A 16883-nucleotide genomic window follows, 5' to 3' on the forward strand; every position below is an offset into this window, starting at 1 on the left:
GTATTTTCCGACCGGCGAGCGTGCGTGTTTGTACGGAGACACGCCGCCCCAAGCGCGCGGCTACGCACCCTCGCCGCCGATGAGGTAATCAGAGCGAGGCCAGCACCGCCATGGCGGCGTTGTGCCCGCCGATGCCCGACACCGCGCCGCCGCGGCGGGCGCCCGAGCCGCACAACATGATCCGCTCGTGCGCGGTCGCCACCCCCCATTGCCGCGCCGGCGTGTCGAGCGGATCGCCGTCGTCCGCGAACGGCCACGACAGGCCGCCGTGGAAGATGTTGCCGGCCGTCATCCTCAGTGTGCGGTGCAAGTCCAGGGTGGTCGTCGTCTCGATGCACGGCCGGCCCTGAGCGTCGCTCATCAACACATCCTGAATGGGTTCGGCCAGAACGGAATTCAGCGAGGCCAGGACCGACTCGGCCAGCCGGTCTCGCAGGGCGCCAAAGTAGCTGCCGTCGAACAGCGAATGCGGGGTGTGCAGGCCGAACACCGTCATCGTGTGGGCGCCCGATTCGCGCAGGTCGGCCGACAAGATGCTCGGGTCGGTCAGCGAATGGCAGTAGGCTTCGCAGGGCAGCGGATTCGGGATATGCCCGGCCGCCGCGTGCGAATACCCGGCGTCCAGTTGGGTCCAGGTCTCGTTCACATGGAATGTCCCGGCGAAGGCCTGTTCGGGGGTGACACCGTCGTCGCGCAACCGGGGCAGCCGCCGCAGCACCATGTTCACCTTGACCTGTGCGCCCTGGGCGGGGGTCGGCGGCCGTTCGCCGAGCAGGCCCGCCAATACCGCCGGTGTGACACCGGCGAGGACGAACCGGGCCCGGATCAGGTGCTCCTGGTCGCCGGTGCGGTAGCGCACCAGGCCGTCCGGTTCTAGCTCGTAAACCTCTGCGCCAGTGGTGATTTCGGCACCATGGCGGACAGCGGTCATTGCCAGGGAATCGGTCAGCGCGCCCATTCCGCCGACGGGAACATGCCAGTCCCCGGTCCCGCCACCCAATACGTGATAGAGGAAACAGACATTCTGGATCAGCGACGGGTCGCCGAGGCGCGCGAACGTTCCGATCAGCGCGTCGGTCGCGATCACACCGCGGACCACGTCGTTGTTGACGGCGGCTGCGATGGCGTGCCCGATCGGCTCGTCGATCAACGCGTGCCACGCGGCCGCCGCCCCGCGGTCACCGCTCCCCAAGACATGCAGGCGGGCCTGCTCGCGGGTGCGCAGCGGTTCCAGCAGTGTCGGCCATAGCCGTTGGGTCACCATTCGGCAGCGTTGGTAGAAGGCGGCGAACCCTTGCTGATCGGGGCCGGCGCCGATCGCGGCGAACGTGTCACCGGCCGTGCCGACCAACAGCCCATCGCGGCCAGCGGTGGCGGGGTCGGGCGTATACGACGAATACCGCCGCCGGGCCAGCCGTACCGCGGCACCCAGGTCGGCGACGATGCGGGGCGGCAACAAACTGACCAGGTAGGAGTACCGGGACAGCCGGACACCGACACCGTCGAAGGCCTGCGCCGAAACGGCGGCCCCGCCGACGTGGCCCAGCCGCTCCAGCAACCGCACCCGAAGGCCCGCCCGAGCCAGGTACGCCGCCGCGACCAGACCGTTGTGACCGCCACCAATCACTATGGCGTCTAAGGCATCGACGTCTGGCGCGTGACGGCTCAGTTCAGGTAGCCCTCGACCTCGCCGGGGGGACGGACCTCGGCCTCCCGGGGATCACCGCCGGTCTCGCGCAGTGCCCGACGCTGCCGCAGCAGGTCCCAACACTGGTCCAGCTCGACCTCCAGCCGACGCAGGCGGTCGTGTTCCTCCGATTCGGAGATGTCGCGGCGCTGCAGCTCCTCCCGCAGGGCTTTCTCCTGCGCGACCAGGTTGCGGATGTGTTCCAGGGTTTCGTTGTCGGTCGGTTTCTTGCCGTTGGCCATCGCTCCAGTGTGCCCGACACGGCGGGGGTCGAATCGCTAGGTTGCACGTCGGCTGCCGGGCGGACGCGCGCACGAGCACCGCCGCTCCCCGTCGCCGGACCGTGCAAGAACTCGCGGTGGGCCATCGGCGCCGCGTCCCACGGCCGAATCCCCCTCGGCAAGAACGGCTTTGGCTTGAGCCCAGCCGGCGAACAAGACCCTGGTCCGGGCGCTGGCCCCCACACTGATGCTCTGCACGGGCAAAAGTCCTGTGTCATTGGGCAATTCGGAGCCGGCCCGGAAGCGCTAGCTCGGGCCGGGGAGGCGCAGCACCAGGCGCGCCCCGCCCAGCGGGCTGCTTTCCAGTGCAGCGGTTCCGCCGTGTAGGTGGGCCTGTTGTGCTACCAACGCCAGCCCCAGGCCCGAACCTGAATGCGAGGCGGTCGACCCGCGGGAGAACCGTTCGAACACGACGTCGCGTTCGTCTTCGGGCACGCCACTGCCGTTGTCGTCGATGGCGATCTCCACCCCGGCGCGCGAGCTGACGGCCGAGAGGCGGACGCTGGTCGCGCCGCCGTGCTTGACGGCATTGGCGATCGCGTTGTCCACCGCGAGGCGCAATCCGGCCGGCAATCCGACGATGATGCACGTCGGCGACGGCACGAGTGACACGTCGAGGTCGGGGTAGATGCGCATCGCGTCGTGAGCGGCGCGGTCAAGCAGCTCGGTGATGTCGACCGGCACCTGATCGTCGGATGTCGACAGTTCGCCCTGGGCCAGCCGCTCGAGGGCACTCAGGGTGGCCTCGATCCGCGACTGGGTGCGGATGACGTCGCTCAGCACCTCTTTGCGTTGCTCGTCGGGCATGTCCAGGGTGGCCAGCACCTCGAGGTTGGTGCGCATCGCGGTCAACGGTGTGCGCAGCTCGTGCGACGACACGGCGGCGAAGTCGCGGGCCGACGCCAGCGCCTCCTTGGTCCGGATCTGCTCATCCCAGATGCGCTGCAGCATGCCCCGCATGGCTTCGGCGATCTCGACGGCTTCGGTGGCGCCGTGCACTTCGACCCGTGGCGCCTCGTCGCCGGCATCGATCGATCGGGTCTGCTGCGCGAGCTGCTTGAACGGGCGCACCGCGAACGCGGCCAGCAACCAGGCGAACACCGCCGCCGCGCCGATGGCGAAGCCACAGATCAGCAGCACCCGCCGGTGCAGGTTGTTGGTCTCGGCAAGGGTCGCGTCATAGGTCGCGCCCACGGCCAGCGACGTGGGCTCCGGCGCGGGAATCTCCACCGTCCGCACCCGGTAGCGCACGCCTTTGACGTAAGCGTCCGCGTAGTCGACGTCCAGCCTCGGCAGCGTCACGTCGGAGTTCGACCTGACTTGGTCGCCGCGACGAATCGTAATGATGGCGTCGTTGTCATTGGGCGAGCGCGGAATCTCGTCGAGACCGCGCGGCAGGAAGGGGATCGCGAAGCCGGCGGCCTCATCGAGGCGGCGGTCCAGCCGCTCCTTGCGGTCGTTGGTGATGCCCACCCAGACGACGATGCCGACGATGAGCACGGGAATCGCCGCGCCGATGGCCGTCGCGACCACGACCCGCGCTCGTAGCGAAGGCGTACGGGTCAGGATTCGGGACAGAAAATTCATTGGCCGCTCGAGCTGATTACTGCATACGCAGCACGAACCCTACTCCCCGGACGGTGTGCAGCAGCCTGGGACCGCCATTGGCCTCCAGCTTGCGGCGCAGGTACCCGATGAACACGTCGACGACGTTGGTGTCGGCGGCGAAGTCGTAACCCCACACCAGTTCCAGCAGCTGCGCGCGGGAAAGCACCGCGGTCTTGTGCTCGGCCAACACGGCCAGCAGGTCGAACTCCCGCTTGGTCAGGTCGACGTCGACGCCGTTGACGCGGGCGCGCCGGCCGGGAATGTCGACCTCCAGCGGGCCCACCGTGATGGTTTCCGAGGAGGATGTCGCGGTCGCGCCGCGACGGCGCAGCAGCGCCTTCACGCGCGCGACAAGCTCGGCCAACACGAACGGTTTGACCAAGTAGTCGTCGGCTCCGGCCTCCAGCCCGGCCACCCGGTCGTCGACCGAGCTGCGGGCGGACAACACGCAGACCGGGACGTCGTTGTCCATCGCCCTCAGTGCCGTGACGACGCTGACGCCGTCCAGCACCGGCATGTTGATGTCGAGCACGATCGCGTCCGGCCGCGTCTCGGTGGCGCTGCGCAAGGCTTCGGCGCCGTCGACCGCGGTCGAGACCTCGAATCCGGACAGCCGCAGGCCGCGTTCCAGCGAGGCGAGCACATCGGAGTCGTCGTCGACGACCAAGACGCGGGGTGAGATGCCACCAGTGTCCATGCCGCCCATCTTGCCTGATTGTTGATCGCGGCGGTGCTCTGGCCGGGCCGTCGATGCCTAAAAGGTTACGTTTTCGAGGCTGGGCCGCGACTGCCCGTTGGTATGGGCGGGCCACCCCGAGATCGGTTGGTGTGAAGTGGCATTCGCGCCCGGGGTGACCGGTGTCTGATTGATGTTGCCTCCCCGAGGGATCGGGTCACTCCACGGTGAGCCCGCTGAGCCGCACCGCTAGCTGCCGGCGCACCGCGGGAACCCCTGCGGCCAGGCGCATTCCGGTGTTGCGGAGGGGCCGCAACGGGCGGGGCAGGGTCGCGACCCGGGTCAGCCGTCCCGTCAGTTTCAGCACCCGCTCGGCGCGGCGGCGCTGCGCGGCGCTGTAGGCGTCCAGCGCGGCGTCCGAGCCGCCCCGCAGGACGGCGGCGAGCGCCTCCGCCAGCGCCACCGCGTCGGTGATCCCGAGGTTCATGCCCTGGCCGCCGGCCGGGCTGTGCACATGGGCCGCGTCGCCGGCCAGCAACAATCGGCCGGCCCGGTAGGTGTCGGCGACGCGGTGATGGATGTGGAACCGCGACCCCCACACCAGCTCCGTGACGACCGTTTGTCCCGGCCCGAAGCCCCGGCCGTCCAGCAGCGCCTGCACATACTGCGCCGACGGTAGCTGCGGCGCGTCCGCGGTCGGCGCGACCACACGGAAGATGTCGCCGGGCAGCGGGGCCAGCACCGTCAGGCCGTCTTTGGCGTAGAACAGGATCACCTCGTCGCGGGGCGCCTCGCCGGTCACCCGCACGTCGGCGAGCGTGAAGGACTCGGCGAATTCCCCACCGGCGAAGCCGATTCCGGCTTGGGTCCGAACAGTGCTGTGCATGCCGTCCGCCCCGACGGCGTAGCCGGACCTGACCGTGTCGCCGTCGTCGAACGTGGCCGTCACGCCGTTGGCGTCCTGGCTGATGCGGCTCAGCGCCTTGGGGCGGACCACGTCACCGCCCAACTCGTGGAGTCGCTCGAGCAGCAGCCGCTCGGTGTCGGCCTGGGACAGCATCAGGGTATACGGGTGGTCCGTCGGCAGCTGGCTGAAGTCGACCGGCATCAAGACGTGCCGGCCCTGCCGCATGGTGAATCGCGGCGCGATCAGCCCCGCCTTGACCATGCGCCGGGCCACGTCGAGCTCCTCGAGCACCTCGAGGGTGCGCGCGTTGACCGCCGCGGCGCGAGACGTGTTTGCGCCCTCCGCCAGCTTGTCGACCACGGCCACCTGAATTCCGCGGCTGAGCAGTGTGGCGGCGAGGGTGAGGCCGGTGGGGCCTGCGCCTACCACCAGGACATCGGTGTCCCTCATGGTCGTTCCTCTCCCTAGATCGGTTAGTCAACGCTTGTTGGCATACCTCCATGCTTGCGCGCCGACCGAACTATGTCAACAGTTGTTGGCCTACACTTGTTGGCATGAGAAGGTCGTCGGACGAGACAAAGGCGGTGATCCTGGCGGCGGCCCGCGAGCGGTTCGGCGCGGTCGGGTTCCAGGGCGCGACGATCCGCGCCATCGCCGCCGACGCGGGGATCGATCCCGCGATGGTCATGCGGTACTACGGCAGCAAGGACAAGTTGTTCGCCGCGGCGGCCGAGTTCGACTTGCGGTTTCCCGACTTCGCCGCGACCGATCCGGCGCAGGTCGGGCGGTCGTTGGTGCGGCACTTTCTCGAACGCTGGGAGGGCGACGAGGCGCTCGTCATCCTGTTGCGGTCCAGCGCCACCAACGGCGAAGCGGCGCAACGGATGCAGGAGATCTTCGGAACCCAGATCCGGCCGCTGGTCAGCTCGCTTGTGCCGTCGGAGGAAGTCGCCGTGCGGGCGGGGCTCATCGCCACGCAGATCCTGGGGATGGCGTTGTGCCGCTTCGTGTTACGGCTACCACCGGTCGTCGAGATGACCCGCGACGAAATCGTCGACTGGCTCGGCCCGACCATTCAGCGCTACCTCGGGCTACCGGACGACTGACTGGCGAGACATAAACCACGGTGACGTTTGGCGGCGTGTCGAGTGCGTGGTTTACGTGTCGTGAGCCGCCCGGCCGCCGTTCAGGGCAATCCGATGCGCCGATAGCGCTGTAAGCGGGCCGTCAGCCGCTCGCCGGCCGGCAGCGCGCGCAGCGCCTGCACCTCGGCGGCGATGGCGCGCGAGAGTCGCTGGCAGAACTCGACCGGTTCGTCGGCGGCGTCGGGATGCTCCGGCACGACGGCGTCCACGATGCCCGACGCCACCAATTCGGCCGACCGGATGCCCTGCGCCGCAGCGAGTTCGGCGGCGTGATCGGTGTCGCGGAAGACGATCGCGCTGGCGCCTTCCGGCGGGAGCGGCGCCAGCCAGCCATGCAACGCCGAGAGCACCCGATCGGCGGGCACCATCGCCAGCGCCGGCCCGCCGCTGCCCTGGCCGAGCAGCACCGACACCGTCGGGGTATCGAGGGTCACAAGCTCGGCCAGGCACTGGGCGATCTGGCCGGCCAGCCCGCCCTGTTCAGCCTCGGCCGACAGCGCGGGCCCTGCGGTGTCGATCACCAGCACCAGCGGCAGGCGCAGCTCGGCGGCGAGCGCCATGCCGCGCCGGGCCTCGCGCAGGGACGCGGGCCCCACCATCCCGCCAGTCACCCGCTGCTGCCCGAGCACCACCGCGGGCTGACCGGCGAAACGGGCCAGCGCCAGCAGGGTCGTCGCCGCTTCTCCCTGCCCGGTGCCCGAGAGCAGTACCCGATCGGTGGCCCCGTGGCGCAGCAGCAGCCCGACGCCCGGCCGGTCGGGACGGCGGGACGCCACCACCGAATCCCACGCCGGCACGTCGGGTAGCGGTTCGGGCGGCGCCGTAGCGGGCAGGGGCTCGGGTGGGTCGGCGATGACGGTCAGCGCGCGGTCCAGCGTGCGCCGCAGCTCGCCGACCGGGACGACCCCGTCGACCACGCCGTGGCGCTGCAGGTTCTCCGCCGTCTGGACGCCTTCAGGGAAGGGTTCGCCGTAGAGCAGCTGGTATACCCGGGGCCCGAGGAAACCGATCAGGGCGCCCGGTTCGGCGACGGTGACGTGGCCGAGCGAACCCCATGACGCGAACACCCCGCCGGTGGTCGGATTGCGCAGGTAGACCAGATAGGGCAGGTGGGCCTGCTTGTGCAGGCGGACGGCTGCGGCGATCTTCACCATCTGCAGGAAGGCGACCGTGCCCTCCTGCATGCGGGTGCCCCCGGAGCTGGGCGAAGCCAGCAGCGGTAGGCCCTCGGAGGTCGCTCGCTGCATCGCGGCGGTGATCCGTTCGGCCGCGGCCACCCCGATCGAGCCGCCCAGGAAGCCGAACTCGCAGACCACCACCGCCACCCGGCGTCCGCAGATGCGGCCCTCGCCGGTCAGCACCGATTCGTCCAGACCGGTGGCAGCTCGCGCGTCCGCCAGCTCTTGCGCGTAGGCCTCGCTGACCGGCACCCCGAGCGGCTCGCTGTCCCAGCGGATGAAGGAGCCCTCGTCGAGCACCGCGTCGCGCAGCTGAGCAGCCGTGATACGACTCACGACACGAGGCTATATAGGGTGGCTGCCATGATCGGTGTTACCCAGGCCGAAGCCGTGCTGACGATTGAGCTGCAGCGGCCCGAGCGCCGCAACGCGCTGAATTCACAGCTCGTCGAGGAGCTGCGGGAGGCGTTCCAGAAGGCGAGCGACGGCTCCGTTCGGGCCATCGTGCTGACCGGCCAGGGGACCGCGTTCTGCGCCGGCGCGGACCTGAGCGGCGACGCGTTCGCCGCCGACTACCCGGACCGGCTCATCGAGCTGCACAAAGTGATGGATACCACGCTGATCCCGGTGATCGCCGCCATCAACGGCCCCGCCATCGGCGCGGGGCTGCAGCTGGCCATGCAATGCGATCTGCGGGTCGTCGCACCGGACGCGTTCTTTCAATTTCCGACGTCGAAATACGGTCTGGCGCTTGATAACTGGAGCATCCGGCGGTTGTCTTCGCTGGTCGGTCACGGGCGGGCCCGCGCGATGCTGCTGGCCGCGGAGAAGCTGACCGCCGATGCGGCGCTGCAGACCGGAATGGCCAACCGCATCGGAACGCTGGCCGACGCCCAAGCGTGGGCCACCGAGATCGCCGGCCTGGCACCGCTGGCGATTCAGCATGCCAAGCGGGTGCTGAACGACGACGGCGCCATCGAGGAGGCCGGGCCCGTGCACAAGGAGCTCTTCGAGAGAGCGTGGGCGAGCCAGGACGTGATCGAGGCGCAGGTCGCCCGCATCGAGAAGCGACCGCCGAAGTTCCAGGGGGCCTGATCGCCATGCTGCGGGGGGCGCTGCGACTGGCCGCCGGCACGGCTTCGCTGGCGGCCGGCGGCTGGGTAGTGCGGGCGCTGCACGGCGCGCCTGCCGCCCTCGGCGCCCATCCCGTCGCGATCAGGGCGGTGGCGGAGGGGTCACCGAACTACCGTGACGGCGCATTCGTCAACCTCGACCCCGCGTCCAATCTCATGATGGATCGCGAAGAACTGCGGCTGGTCGCGTGGGAGCTCATCGGCAGCCGGGGCGTGAGCCGGCCGGCTGCGCCAATCCCGTTGGCCGCGCCGGCGATCTTCGACGGTGACCCCGGCCGGCTCGCCGTCAGCTGGTTCGGTCACTCGACGGCGCTGCTGGAAATCGACGGTTACCGGGTGCTCACCGATCCGGTCTGGAGCGACCGATGCTCACCGTCGGACATCGTCGGACCGCAGCGGCTGCACCCGCCGCCGGTGCAATTGGAAGGGTTGCCCGCCGTCGACGCGGTGGTGATCAGCCATGACCACTACGACCACCTCGATATCGACACGGTGACCGCGCTGGCCCACACGCAGCGGGCCCCGTTCTTCGTGCCGCTCGGTGTCGGCGCCCATCTGCGCGCCTGGGGGATACCGGAGCACCGCATCGTCGAGCTCGATTGGCATCAGAGCGGCCTGGTCGACGAGCTGACCGTGACTTGCTTACCGGCGCGGCACTTTTCGGGCCGCTTCCTGGACCGCAACACCACGTTGTGGGCGTCGTGGGCCTTCGCCGGTCCGAATCATCGCGCCTACTTCGGCGGCGACACGGGCTACACCCAGAGCTTTGCGCAGATCGGCGCCGACCATGGACCGTTCGACCTGACGCTGTTGCCCATCGGCGCCTACAACACCGCGTGGCCGGACGTCCACATGAACCCCGAGGAAGCGGTCCGGGCGCACCTGGACCTCACCGGCGATGGACTGCTCGTGCCGATTCATTGGGGCACGTTCCGGCTGGCTCCCCATCCGTGGGCTGAGCCGGTCGAACGTTTGCTCGCCGCTGCGGAACCGGAACGGGTCGAAGTGGCGGTCCCCGCCCCCGGCCAACGCGTCGATCGCGCGGCGCCGCCGAAATCGAATCCCTGGTGGAGGCTCTGATTCGGGGTCTGGCAGCTTCCCCACGTTAGAGTTTCGCCATGACGAAACGCGCGGCCGCGGCCGTTGCCACGGTGCTGCTGGGCCTAGCCGGATGTGGGCCGGCGCAACCGGTATCCCGCCCGCCCGCGCTCTCTGACGCACCGCCCAACGAGGTGTCCGGTCTGGCGATCCCCGCCGGACGCATCGACGAGGCGGTCGCCAAGGTCGACGGCATGGTCGGCGACCTGATGAAGGGCACCGGCGTCCCGGGCATGGCCGTGGCCATCGTCCGCGGGGGAAACGTACTGTACGCCAAGGGTTTCGGCATCAAGGATGTGACCAAGGGACAGGCCCAGGACAACAAGGTGGACGCCGACACCGTCTTTCAGTTGGCCTCGGTGTCCAAGTCGGTCGGTTCGACGGTGGTCGCACGTGAAGTCAGCGACAATGTCGTCGCGTGGGACACCCCGGTGGCGTCGAAGCTGCCGTGGTTCACGTTGAGCGATCCCTACGTCACCGCCCACGTCACCGTCGCCGACCTGTATTCGCATCGCTCCGGGCTGCCCGACCACGCCGGTGACAAACTCGAAGATCTGGGCTACGACCGTCGACAGACCCTCGAACGGCTGAAGTTTCTGCCGTTGGCCCCGTTTCGAATCAGCTACGCCTACACCAACTATGGAGTGACCGCAGCGGCCGAGGCGGTGGCGGCCGCGGCGGGCAAGTCATGGGAGGACCTGTCCGACGAGGTGCTCTACCGCCCCCTGGGGATGACGTCGACCAGTTCGCGGTTCGCCGACTTCCTCGCCCGGCCCAACCACGCGGTCAATCACATCAAGATCGCCGACAAGTGGGAGGCCCGATTCCAGCGCGATCCGGATCCGCAGTCACCCGCGGGCGGAGTGAGCTCGTCGGTGAACGACATGGCCCACTGGCTGATGATGTTGTTGGGCAACGGAACTTACAGCGGTCGGCGCATCGCGTCGCCGGAGGCCCTGCTGGCCGCCACCAGCCCGCAGATGGTTTCCGCGCCCGCAAGGACGCCCAAGGCGCGCGCCGGGTTCTACGGATACGGCTTCAACGCGTCGGTCGACTCGTCTGGGCGCACCGAATACAGCCACTCAGGCGCATTCGATTTGGGGGCGGCGACAAACTTCGTGGTGATGCCCTCGGAGGACGTGGGCATCATCGCGCTGACGAACGGCGCGCCCTACGGCATCCCGGAAACGCTCACCACCGAATTCATGGATCTCGTGCAGTACGGCCAGATTCGTGAGGATTGGGCGGCTCTGTACAAGAAGGCGATCGGTTGGCTGAACAACCCGGAGGGGTCGCTGGTCGGCAAGCAGCCACCGGCCAACCCGGCGCCGGCCAGGCCGCTCGGCGACTACGCCGGCGTGTATGCCAGCGAATACTGGGGCCCGGCCGTCGTCACCGAACACGATGGTTCCCTCCAGCTGGCGATGGGTCCCAAGAACCGGACGGTCAGGCTGACGCACTGGGACGGCGACACCTTCACCTTCGGTTTGACCGACGAAAACGCCCCGCCCGGAACGATTTCCAAGGCAACCTTCGCGGGAACCACGCTGAACCTGGAGTACTACGACTCGGACAAGCTGGGAACGTTCGCCCGATGATCGCCGGCCTGACCGATGCCGAGGTGGCGCAGCGGGTCGCTGACGGCAAGAGCAACGCGGTCCGGGAACGCGCCACCCGCAGCATCACGGACATCGTGCGGGCGAACGTCTTTACCCGGATCAACGCGATACTTGGGGTGCTGCTGCTGATCGTACTGGCGACGGGCTCGCTGATCAACGGGATGTTCGGCCTGCTCATCATCGCGAACAGTGTCGTCGGCATGGTTCAGGAGATCCGTGCCAAACAGACGCTAGATGCGCTGGCCATCGTCGGACAGGCGAAACCGTTGGTGCGCAGGCAGTCCGGGACGCGCACCCTGGCACCATCCGAGGTGGTGCTCGACGACATCATCGAACTGGGGCCCGGGGACCAAGTCGTGGTCGACGGCGAGATCGTCGAGGAGGCGAACCTGGAGGTCGACGAGTCGTTGCTGACCGGGGAGGCCGACCCGATGGCGAAGGGCATCAGGGACGCGGTCATGTCGGGCAGCTTCGTCGTCGCCGGCACGGGCGCCTACCGCGCCACCAAGGTCGGGCCGGAGGCATACGCGGCCAAGCTGGCCGAGGAGGCCAGCAAGTTCACGTTGGTCAAATCCGAACTGCGCAATGGGATTAACCGTATCCTGCAGTTCATCACCTACCTGTTGGTGCCGGCGGGTCTGCTGACTATCTACACCCAGTTCTTCACCACCCACGCGGGCTGGCGACAGTCCGTGCTCCGGACGGTGGGCGCGCTGGTGCCGATGGTGCCGGAAGGCCTGGTCTTGCTGACGTCGGTCGCGTTCGCGGTCGGGGTGATCCGGCTCGGGCAGCGCCGTTGCCTGGTGCAGGAGCTGCCCGCTATCGAGGGCCTCGCCCGGGTCGATGTGGTCTGCGCGGACAAGACGGGCACCCTGACCGAGAACGGCATGCGCGTCGCGGCCGTCGAAGAACTCGACGCGGCGCAGCGCGACGGGGTCGCGGACGCGCTGGCGGCGTTGGCCGCCGCCGACCCGCGCCCCAACGCGAGCATGCAGGCGATCGCCGAGACCTACCAGCGCCCACCCCCCTGGATCGCCACGGCCACTGCGCCTTTCAAATCGGCCACCAAGTGGAGCGGGGTGTCCTTCGGGGACAATGGCAACTGGGTGATCGGGGCGCCGGATGTGCTGCTCGACCCGGCGTCGACGGCGGTCGAACAGGCCGAGCGGATCGGTGCGCAGGGTTTGCGGGTGTTGCTGGTGGGCACCGGCGACGTCGCCGTCGATCATCCGGACGCGCCAGGCCGCGTTACCCCCGTAGCGCTGGTGGTTCTCGAGCAACGGGTGCGTCCGGACGCCGCCGAGACGCTGGATTATTTTTCTGAGCAGGATGTTTCGGTAAAGGTGATTTCCGGCGACAACGCGGTGTCGGTCGGCGCCGTCGCCGACAAGCTCGGACTGCGCGGGGAGACGATGGATGCGCGCCGGCTGCCGGCGGAGCCCGCGCAGTTGGCCGACGCACTGGACACCCACACCACGTTCGGCCGGGTGCGGCCCGACCAGAAGCGGGCGATCGTGCACGCCCTGCAATCGCACGGGCACACGGTCGCGATGACCGGCGACGGCGTCAACGACGTGCTGGCCCTCAAGGATGCCGACATCGGTGTCGCGATGGGCTCCGGCAGCCCGGCATCGCGTGCCGTCGCGCAGATCGTGTTGCTGGACAACAGGTTTGCCACCCTGCCATATGTCGTCGCCGAGGGCCGGCGGGTAATCGGCAACATCGAGCGGGTCGCCAACCTGTTCTTGACCAAGACCGTCTATTCGGTGCTGCTGGCGCTGCTCGTCGGCATCGAATGCCTGTTTGCCAAACCGCTCCAAGCCGATCCCCTGCTGTATCCGTTCCAGCCGATTCACGTCACCATCGCGGCGTGGTTCACCATCGGAATCCCGTCGTTCATCCTGTCCCTCGCCCCCAACAACGAACGCGCCTACCCGGGCTTCGTGCGGCGGGTGCTGAGCTCGGCCCTGCCCTCCGGGCTCATCGTCGGCACCGCGACTTTCGCGTCCTACCTGCTGGCCTATCACGGCCGGCACGCGACGTTCCAGCAACAGGAGCAGGCGTCGACCGCGGCCCTGATCACGCTGCTGATGTCGGCGGTGTGGGTACTCGCGGTGGTCGCGCGCCCCTACCAGTGGTGGCGGGTCGCGCTGGTGGTCGCCTCCGGCCTGGCCTATGTGGTGATCTTCAGCATCCCGCTGGCCCGCCGGGCGTTCTTGCTCGACCCCTCCGATGTCGTGGTGACCTCGACCGCGGTGGGGATCGGCCTGCTGGGCGCCGGCGCCATCGAGGCGATGTGGTGGATCCGGGCACGGCTGCTGGGCATGCAGCCGCGGCTGTGGCGCTAACGGCCGGGCCAAGTAGGATTTCGGCGGGGAAAGGACGGGTACATGGGATTCCTGGACAAGGCCAAAGACCTGTTGTCGCAGAACGCCGACAAGGTCGGGACCGCTATCGACAAGGCCGGCGAATTCGTCGACGAGAAGACGCAGGGCAAGTACTCCGACACCATCCATAAAGTGCAGGAAGAGGCCAAGAAAGCGGCCGAGTCCGCGGCTAAAGGCGACGACCAGAACTGAGCTCATGGCGAAACTCTCCGGATCCATCGACGTCCCGCTGCCACCCGAGGTGGCCTGGAAGCATGCCTCCGACCTGTCCCGGTACAAGGATTGGCTGACCATTCACCGGGTATGGCGCAGCAAACTGCCCGACGGCATCGACAAGGGCACGGTCGTGGAGTCGATCGTCGAAGTCAAGGGCATGTACAACCGGATCAGGTGGACGGTCGTGCGCTACAAGCCACCGGAAGGGATGACCCTCAACGGTGACGGCGTCGGCGGCGTCAAGGTCAAGCTGATGGCCAAAGTTCAGCCCGCGGAAGAGGGCTCGATCGTCAGCTTCGACGTCCACCTCGGCGGCCCCGCGCTGTTCGGGCCCATCGGCATGATCGTCGCCGCCGCGCTGCGGGGCGACATCGACATGTCGCTGCAGAACTTCGTCACTGTGTTCACCCGGCCCGACCCCGGCATGAACGGTTCCGGCGGCGGTCGTCGCTGACCGACGAGCGCCACGCTGGCGTGACGTTCCCGGGTCCGTCGGACGTCGGCTAATCTCGCTTGCATGAATCGCCGGCTGCGTCCTGGTTGGCTGGTGGCACTTTTCGCGTTGCTGATCTCGGCCAGCGCGTGGCTGCCGTGGTTGACGACCTCGGTCAACGGCGGGGGCTGGGCCAACGCCATCGGAGGCGCCCACGGGAACTTGGAACTGCCGCGCGGGTTCGGCGCGGGCCAGCTCATCGTGCTGCTGTCCTCGGCGCTGCTGGTGACCGGCGCGATGGTCGGCCGCGGCCTATCCGTCAGGCTCGCTTCGGTTGCCGCGCTGGTGATTTCGCTGTTGATCGTCGCGCTCATGGCGTGGTACTACAAGCTCAACGTCAATCCACCGGTAGCGGCCCAATATGGGCTGTACGTCGGCGTCGTCGCGGCGATCTGTGCGGTGGTGTGCTCGATTGCGGCGGTCATCGCGGCCCTGACTTCGTCCGGCCGCTGAGGTTTCAGGGCGAAGGGAACTCGTGCGTTCCTGAGGCGGAGCTGTCGCTCGGCTCGTTGACGCCGAACACGAAGGGCGCGAACACGATCTCGCGACCGTCTGGGTCGCGGTAGGTGACGGCGCCCGTCGCCGCCCAGTACGGGTGCTGTTCGACGGCTTTGATCCCTGCCGCCTGCAGGCGCGCGATCGCCGCCTGTTGCGCCTGCTGGTCGGGGAAGTACAGGCACAGTTGTTCGTGGTGGTCCACCGCTACGGGCTCGACGGATTCGACGATCTCCATGGTCAGGTTCCAGCTGGGCAGTCCGAAGATGGCGCCGTTGCTGCCGTAACTCTCGCCGAACGTCTCGAAAAGCGGCAACCCGACCAGCTCGCGATAGAACCGCACCGTCTCTTGGAAGTTCGCCGACCGGCGCGCGAAACGGATGCCGCCGATCGACGCCAGCTGCACCGGCCAGTGCGTGGTGCGGCGCGGATTCTGCGCGGCCATCAGAGCCCGATTGCGCTTGCCGGCGACTCGGCGGTATCCCAGCGCCGGAGCTCGGCGCCGGGCGCCCACGTCGAGTGGGTGCCGCTGGAAATGCGCTCGGGCAGTTGAAGTTTGCACACCGGGCCGTCTGCGATCCGGGCGGCGTCGAAGATCACGCAGTAGGAGGCGTCGGTGTTCATGTCGGTGGTGAGGGTGACCAGGTAACCGTCGTCCTCACCGGTGGCCCCGACCCTTGGCGCCATTGCCGTTTCGCTTCCGTAGACGCCGTCGCCGAAGCGGAATTCCTGCTGGGTTCCGGTCCGCAGGTCGTGTTTGACCAGGCCGTCGAACAGGAACCACCCCGGCTTGCCGGTGGCGGCATAGGAGTAGCGGTAGTCGCCCGCGGCGTAGTCCGGGTTGATGGTGCCGAACTCGGTGATGGACTCCGACAGCCGCTCCTCCCGCACCGTCCCGGTGGCCAGGTTGAAACGCCAACGGTGCAGCCGGGACTGCAGGCGATCGAGCGCCAGGAACCGAAACAGCTTGTCCCACTTCGAACCACCGGTGTCCACCGGCGAAGGATCACCCTCGAAGAAGCCATCAAGGACGATCTCGTCACCGTCCTCATAGGCGTTGACGAAGTGCAGCACGAACGTCGGGTCCGCCTCGAACCACCGGATGTCGGCGGTTCCGCCGCGGCGGGGGAGGATCGCGAACCGCGATGGCACGTCGGGATAGAAGCGCGGCAGGTGCACGTCGTGCTCGAGCAGGGCGGGGTCCCAGAACAACGGAAAGTCGTTGAGAATCACATAATTTTGCGTGAACGCCATGTCGTGTGGCAGTCGCGGGCCGGGCAGCGGGATGTCGACGTAGTGGACCAACTCGCTGTTTTCGTCGACCACGCCGTACCGCATGTACGGGTCTCGCTTGCTGTAGCTGAAGAACAGCAGTTCCCCGGTCTTGCTGTCCACCTTCGGGTGCGCGGAAACGCCCCAATCGGTCGGGAACCGCCCGTTCCAGCTCTCTTTGCCCAGCGTCTCGCCCGAGTACGGATTGACCCGGTAGAGGTCGCCGCATTGGTAGAAGCTGGTCAGTGCGACGCCCCGGTGCACGATGACGTCGGTGCTCGACGCGTCCTTCATCCGGGTGCGCGCCCCCCAGCCGTGCTCGCGCTTGGCCAATTGCACCGGCTCGGCCAGCCCCGGCCACAGCGGCTCGCCGGCTTCGTTCTCCGCCAGGAAGCCGTCGGTGCGGACAAAACGGTTGCGGTAGAAGGCCTTTCCGTCGCGAAAGCCGACCATGTGCAGCATGCCGTCGCCGTCGAACGGGTGATAGGTCTTCAGCGCCGGATGCAGCGGGTTTTCGGTGTTGCGCAGATAGATGCCGTCCAGGTCGCGCGGGATTTCCCCGTCCACAGCGATGAGGTCGTCGGCATCCCACTCGGTGGTCTGGGGACGCCACGGCCCGGTCCGGTACGGGTGGTCGTCGTCTTCGGGCAGGGTGGACAGGAATTTACCGACAATCTCAACATCCATG

General features: G+C 68.2%; 16 protein-coding genes. 8 read left to right on the top strand and 8 right to left on the bottom strand.

The annotated features are described in order from the left end of the window. Positions 1-88: 88 nt before the first annotated feature. The 5 genes from A5678_RS23860 to A5678_RS23880 all read right to left on the bottom strand — a co-directional run bounded on the left by A5678_RS23860 (position 89) and on the right by A5678_RS23880 (position 5609). Positions 89-1669, bottom strand: coding sequence for an NAD(P)/FAD-dependent oxidoreductase (locus A5678_RS23860; protein ID WP_231983748.1), 1581 nt, complete (start codon positions 1667-1669; stop codon positions 89-91). Further along, positions 1666-1929: a DUF2630 family protein gene (locus A5678_RS23865; protein ID WP_068047839.1), complete on the bottom strand. Its 264-nt coding sequence runs from the start codon at positions 1927-1929 to the stop codon at positions 1666-1668. Before A5678_RS23865 ends, A5678_RS23860 begins: the two co-directional genes overlap by 4 nt. 285 nt (positions 1930-2214) lie before the next feature. Then, on the bottom strand, positions 2215-3555 hold the full coding sequence (locus A5678_RS23870) for a HAMP domain-containing sensor histidine kinase (RefSeq protein WP_068047842.1): 1341 nt from the start codon (positions 3553-3555) through the stop codon (positions 2215-2217). A gap of 16 nt (positions 3556-3571) precedes the next feature. Then, positions 3572-4282 (bottom strand): two-component system response regulator PrrA, encoded by a 711-nt coding sequence (gene prrA / locus A5678_RS23875; RefSeq protein WP_156349628.1) that lies wholly within the window; start codon positions 4280-4282, stop codon positions 3572-3574. Between the two features lie 187 nt (positions 4283-4469). Next, positions 4470-5609: an FAD-dependent oxidoreductase gene (locus A5678_RS23880; protein WP_068047844.1), complete on the bottom strand. Its 1140-nt coding sequence runs from the start codon at positions 5607-5609 to the stop codon at positions 4470-4472. 104 nt (positions 5610-5713) lie between these two features. Here A5678_RS23880 and A5678_RS23885 point away from each other — a divergent pair, with 104 nt between their 5' ends. After that, positions 5714-6265: a TetR/AcrR family transcriptional regulator gene (locus tag A5678_RS23885; RefSeq protein WP_068047847.1), complete on the top strand. Its 552-nt coding sequence runs from the start codon at positions 5714-5716 to the stop codon at positions 6263-6265. 80 nt (positions 6266-6345) lie between these two features. Here A5678_RS23885 and A5678_RS23890 read toward each other — a convergent pair whose 3' ends face one another. Continuing rightward, the gene (locus A5678_RS23890) at positions 6346-7818 is read right to left on the bottom strand and encodes a carboxyl transferase domain-containing protein (RefSeq protein ID WP_068047850.1); all 1473 of its coding nucleotides are present in this window, start codon (positions 7816-7818) and stop codon (positions 6346-6348) included. 27 nt (positions 7819-7845) lie between these two features. On the opposite strand from A5678_RS23890, the gene A5678_RS23895 reads away from it, so the two are divergent. The 7 genes from A5678_RS23895 (at position 7846) to A5678_RS23925 (ending at position 14881) form a co-directional block, all read left to right on the top strand. Beyond that, positions 7846-8577, top strand: a complete 732-nt coding sequence (locus tag A5678_RS23895) for an enoyl-CoA hydratase (protein WP_068047853.1) — start codon at positions 7846-7848, stop codon at positions 8575-8577. Between the two features lie 5 nt (positions 8578-8582). Continuing rightward, complete coding sequence (locus A5678_RS23900) at positions 8583-9695, top strand: MBL fold metallo-hydrolase (protein ID WP_068047856.1); 1113 nt, start codon at positions 8583-8585, stop codon at positions 9693-9695. Positions 9696-9733: 38 nt separating this feature from the next. After that, entirely contained in the window at positions 9734-11311 is a 1578-nt protein-coding gene (locus A5678_RS23905; protein WP_068047859.1) for a serine hydrolase, read from the top strand. Continuing rightward, positions 11308-13680 (top strand): cation-translocating P-type ATPase, encoded by a 2373-nt coding sequence (locus A5678_RS23910; RefSeq protein ID WP_068047863.1) that lies wholly within the window; start codon positions 11308-11310, stop codon positions 13678-13680. Before A5678_RS23905 ends, A5678_RS23910 begins: the two co-directional genes overlap by 4 nt. A 42-nt stretch (positions 13681-13722) precedes the next feature. Next, positions 13723-13911: an antitoxin gene (locus tag A5678_RS23915; RefSeq protein ID WP_067951478.1), complete on the top strand. Its 189-nt coding sequence runs from the start codon at positions 13723-13725 to the stop codon at positions 13909-13911. 4 nt (positions 13912-13915) lie between these two features. Beyond that, positions 13916-14389, top strand: coding sequence for an SRPBCC family protein (locus A5678_RS23920; protein ID WP_068047866.1), 474 nt, complete (start codon positions 13916-13918; stop codon positions 14387-14389). Positions 14390-14452: 63 nt separating this feature from the next. Next, positions 14453-14881 (top strand): hypothetical protein, encoded by a 429-nt coding sequence (locus A5678_RS23925; protein WP_068047869.1) that lies wholly within the window; start codon positions 14453-14455, stop codon positions 14879-14881. Between the two features lie 4 nt (positions 14882-14885). Here the strand turns inward: A5678_RS23925 and A5678_RS23930 are convergent, their stop codons facing one another. Both A5678_RS23930 and A5678_RS23935 read right to left on the bottom strand, forming a co-directional pair. After that, the gene (locus A5678_RS23930; RefSeq protein ID WP_068047872.1) at positions 14886-15368 is read right to left on the bottom strand and encodes a VOC family protein; all 483 of its coding nucleotides are present in this window, start codon (positions 15366-15368) and stop codon (positions 14886-14888) included. Then, complete coding sequence (locus A5678_RS23935) at positions 15368-16882, bottom strand: carotenoid oxygenase family protein (RefSeq protein WP_068047875.1); 1515 nt, start codon at positions 16880-16882, stop codon at positions 15368-15370. The genes A5678_RS23930 and A5678_RS23935 overlap by 1 nt, the downstream gene beginning before the upstream one ends. Between the last annotated feature and the right edge of the window lies 1 nt (position 16883).

Source organism: Mycobacterium sp. E2733 (genome assembly GCF_001667585.1).
GTDB lineage: Bacteria > Actinomycetota > Actinomycetes > Mycobacteriales > Mycobacteriaceae > Mycobacterium.

Coding starts and splice junctions, on each gene's coding strand:
- A5678_RS23865 (WP_068047839.1), bottom strand. CDS start 1,929: ATGGCCAACGGCAAGAAACCGACCGACAACGAAACCCTGGAACACATC.
- A5678_RS23870 (WP_068047842.1), bottom strand. CDS start 3,555: ATGAATTTTCTGTCCCGAATCCTGACCCGTACGCCTTCGCTACGAGCG.
- prrA (WP_156349628.1), bottom strand. CDS start 4,282: ATGGGCGGCATGGACACTGGTGGCATCTCACCCCGCGTCTTGGTCGTC.
- A5678_RS23880 (WP_068047844.1), bottom strand. CDS start 5,609: ATGAGGGACACCGATGTCCTGGTGGTAGGCGCAGGCCCCACCGGCCTC.
- A5678_RS23885 (WP_068047847.1), top strand. CDS start 5,714: ATGAGAAGGTCGTCGGACGAGACAAAGGCGGTGATCCTGGCGGCGGCC.
- A5678_RS23895 (WP_068047853.1), top strand. CDS start 7,846: ATGATCGGTGTTACCCAGGCCGAAGCCGTGCTGACGATTGAGCTGCAG.
- A5678_RS23900 (WP_068047856.1), top strand. CDS start 8,583: ATGCTGCGGGGGGCGCTGCGACTGGCCGCCGGCACGGCTTCGCTGGCG.
- A5678_RS23905 (WP_068047859.1), top strand. CDS start 9,734: ATGACGAAACGCGCGGCCGCGGCCGTTGCCACGGTGCTGCTGGGCCTA.
- A5678_RS23910 (WP_068047863.1), top strand. CDS start 11,308: ATGATCGCCGGCCTGACCGATGCCGAGGTGGCGCAGCGGGTCGCTGAC.
- A5678_RS23915 (WP_067951478.1), top strand. CDS start 13,723: ATGGGATTCCTGGACAAGGCCAAAGACCTGTTGTCGCAGAACGCCGAC.
- A5678_RS23920 (WP_068047866.1), top strand. CDS start 13,916: ATGGCGAAACTCTCCGGATCCATCGACGTCCCGCTGCCACCCGAGGTG.
- A5678_RS23925 (WP_068047869.1), top strand. CDS start 14,453: ATGAATCGCCGGCTGCGTCCTGGTTGGCTGGTGGCACTTTTCGCGTTG.
- A5678_RS23930 (WP_068047872.1), bottom strand. CDS start 15,368: ATGGCCGCGCAGAATCCGCGCCGCACCACGCACTGGCCGGTGCAGCTG.
- A5678_RS23935 (WP_068047875.1), bottom strand. CDS start 16,882: ATGGATGTTGAGATTGTCGGTAAATTCCTGTCCACCCTGCCCGAAGAC.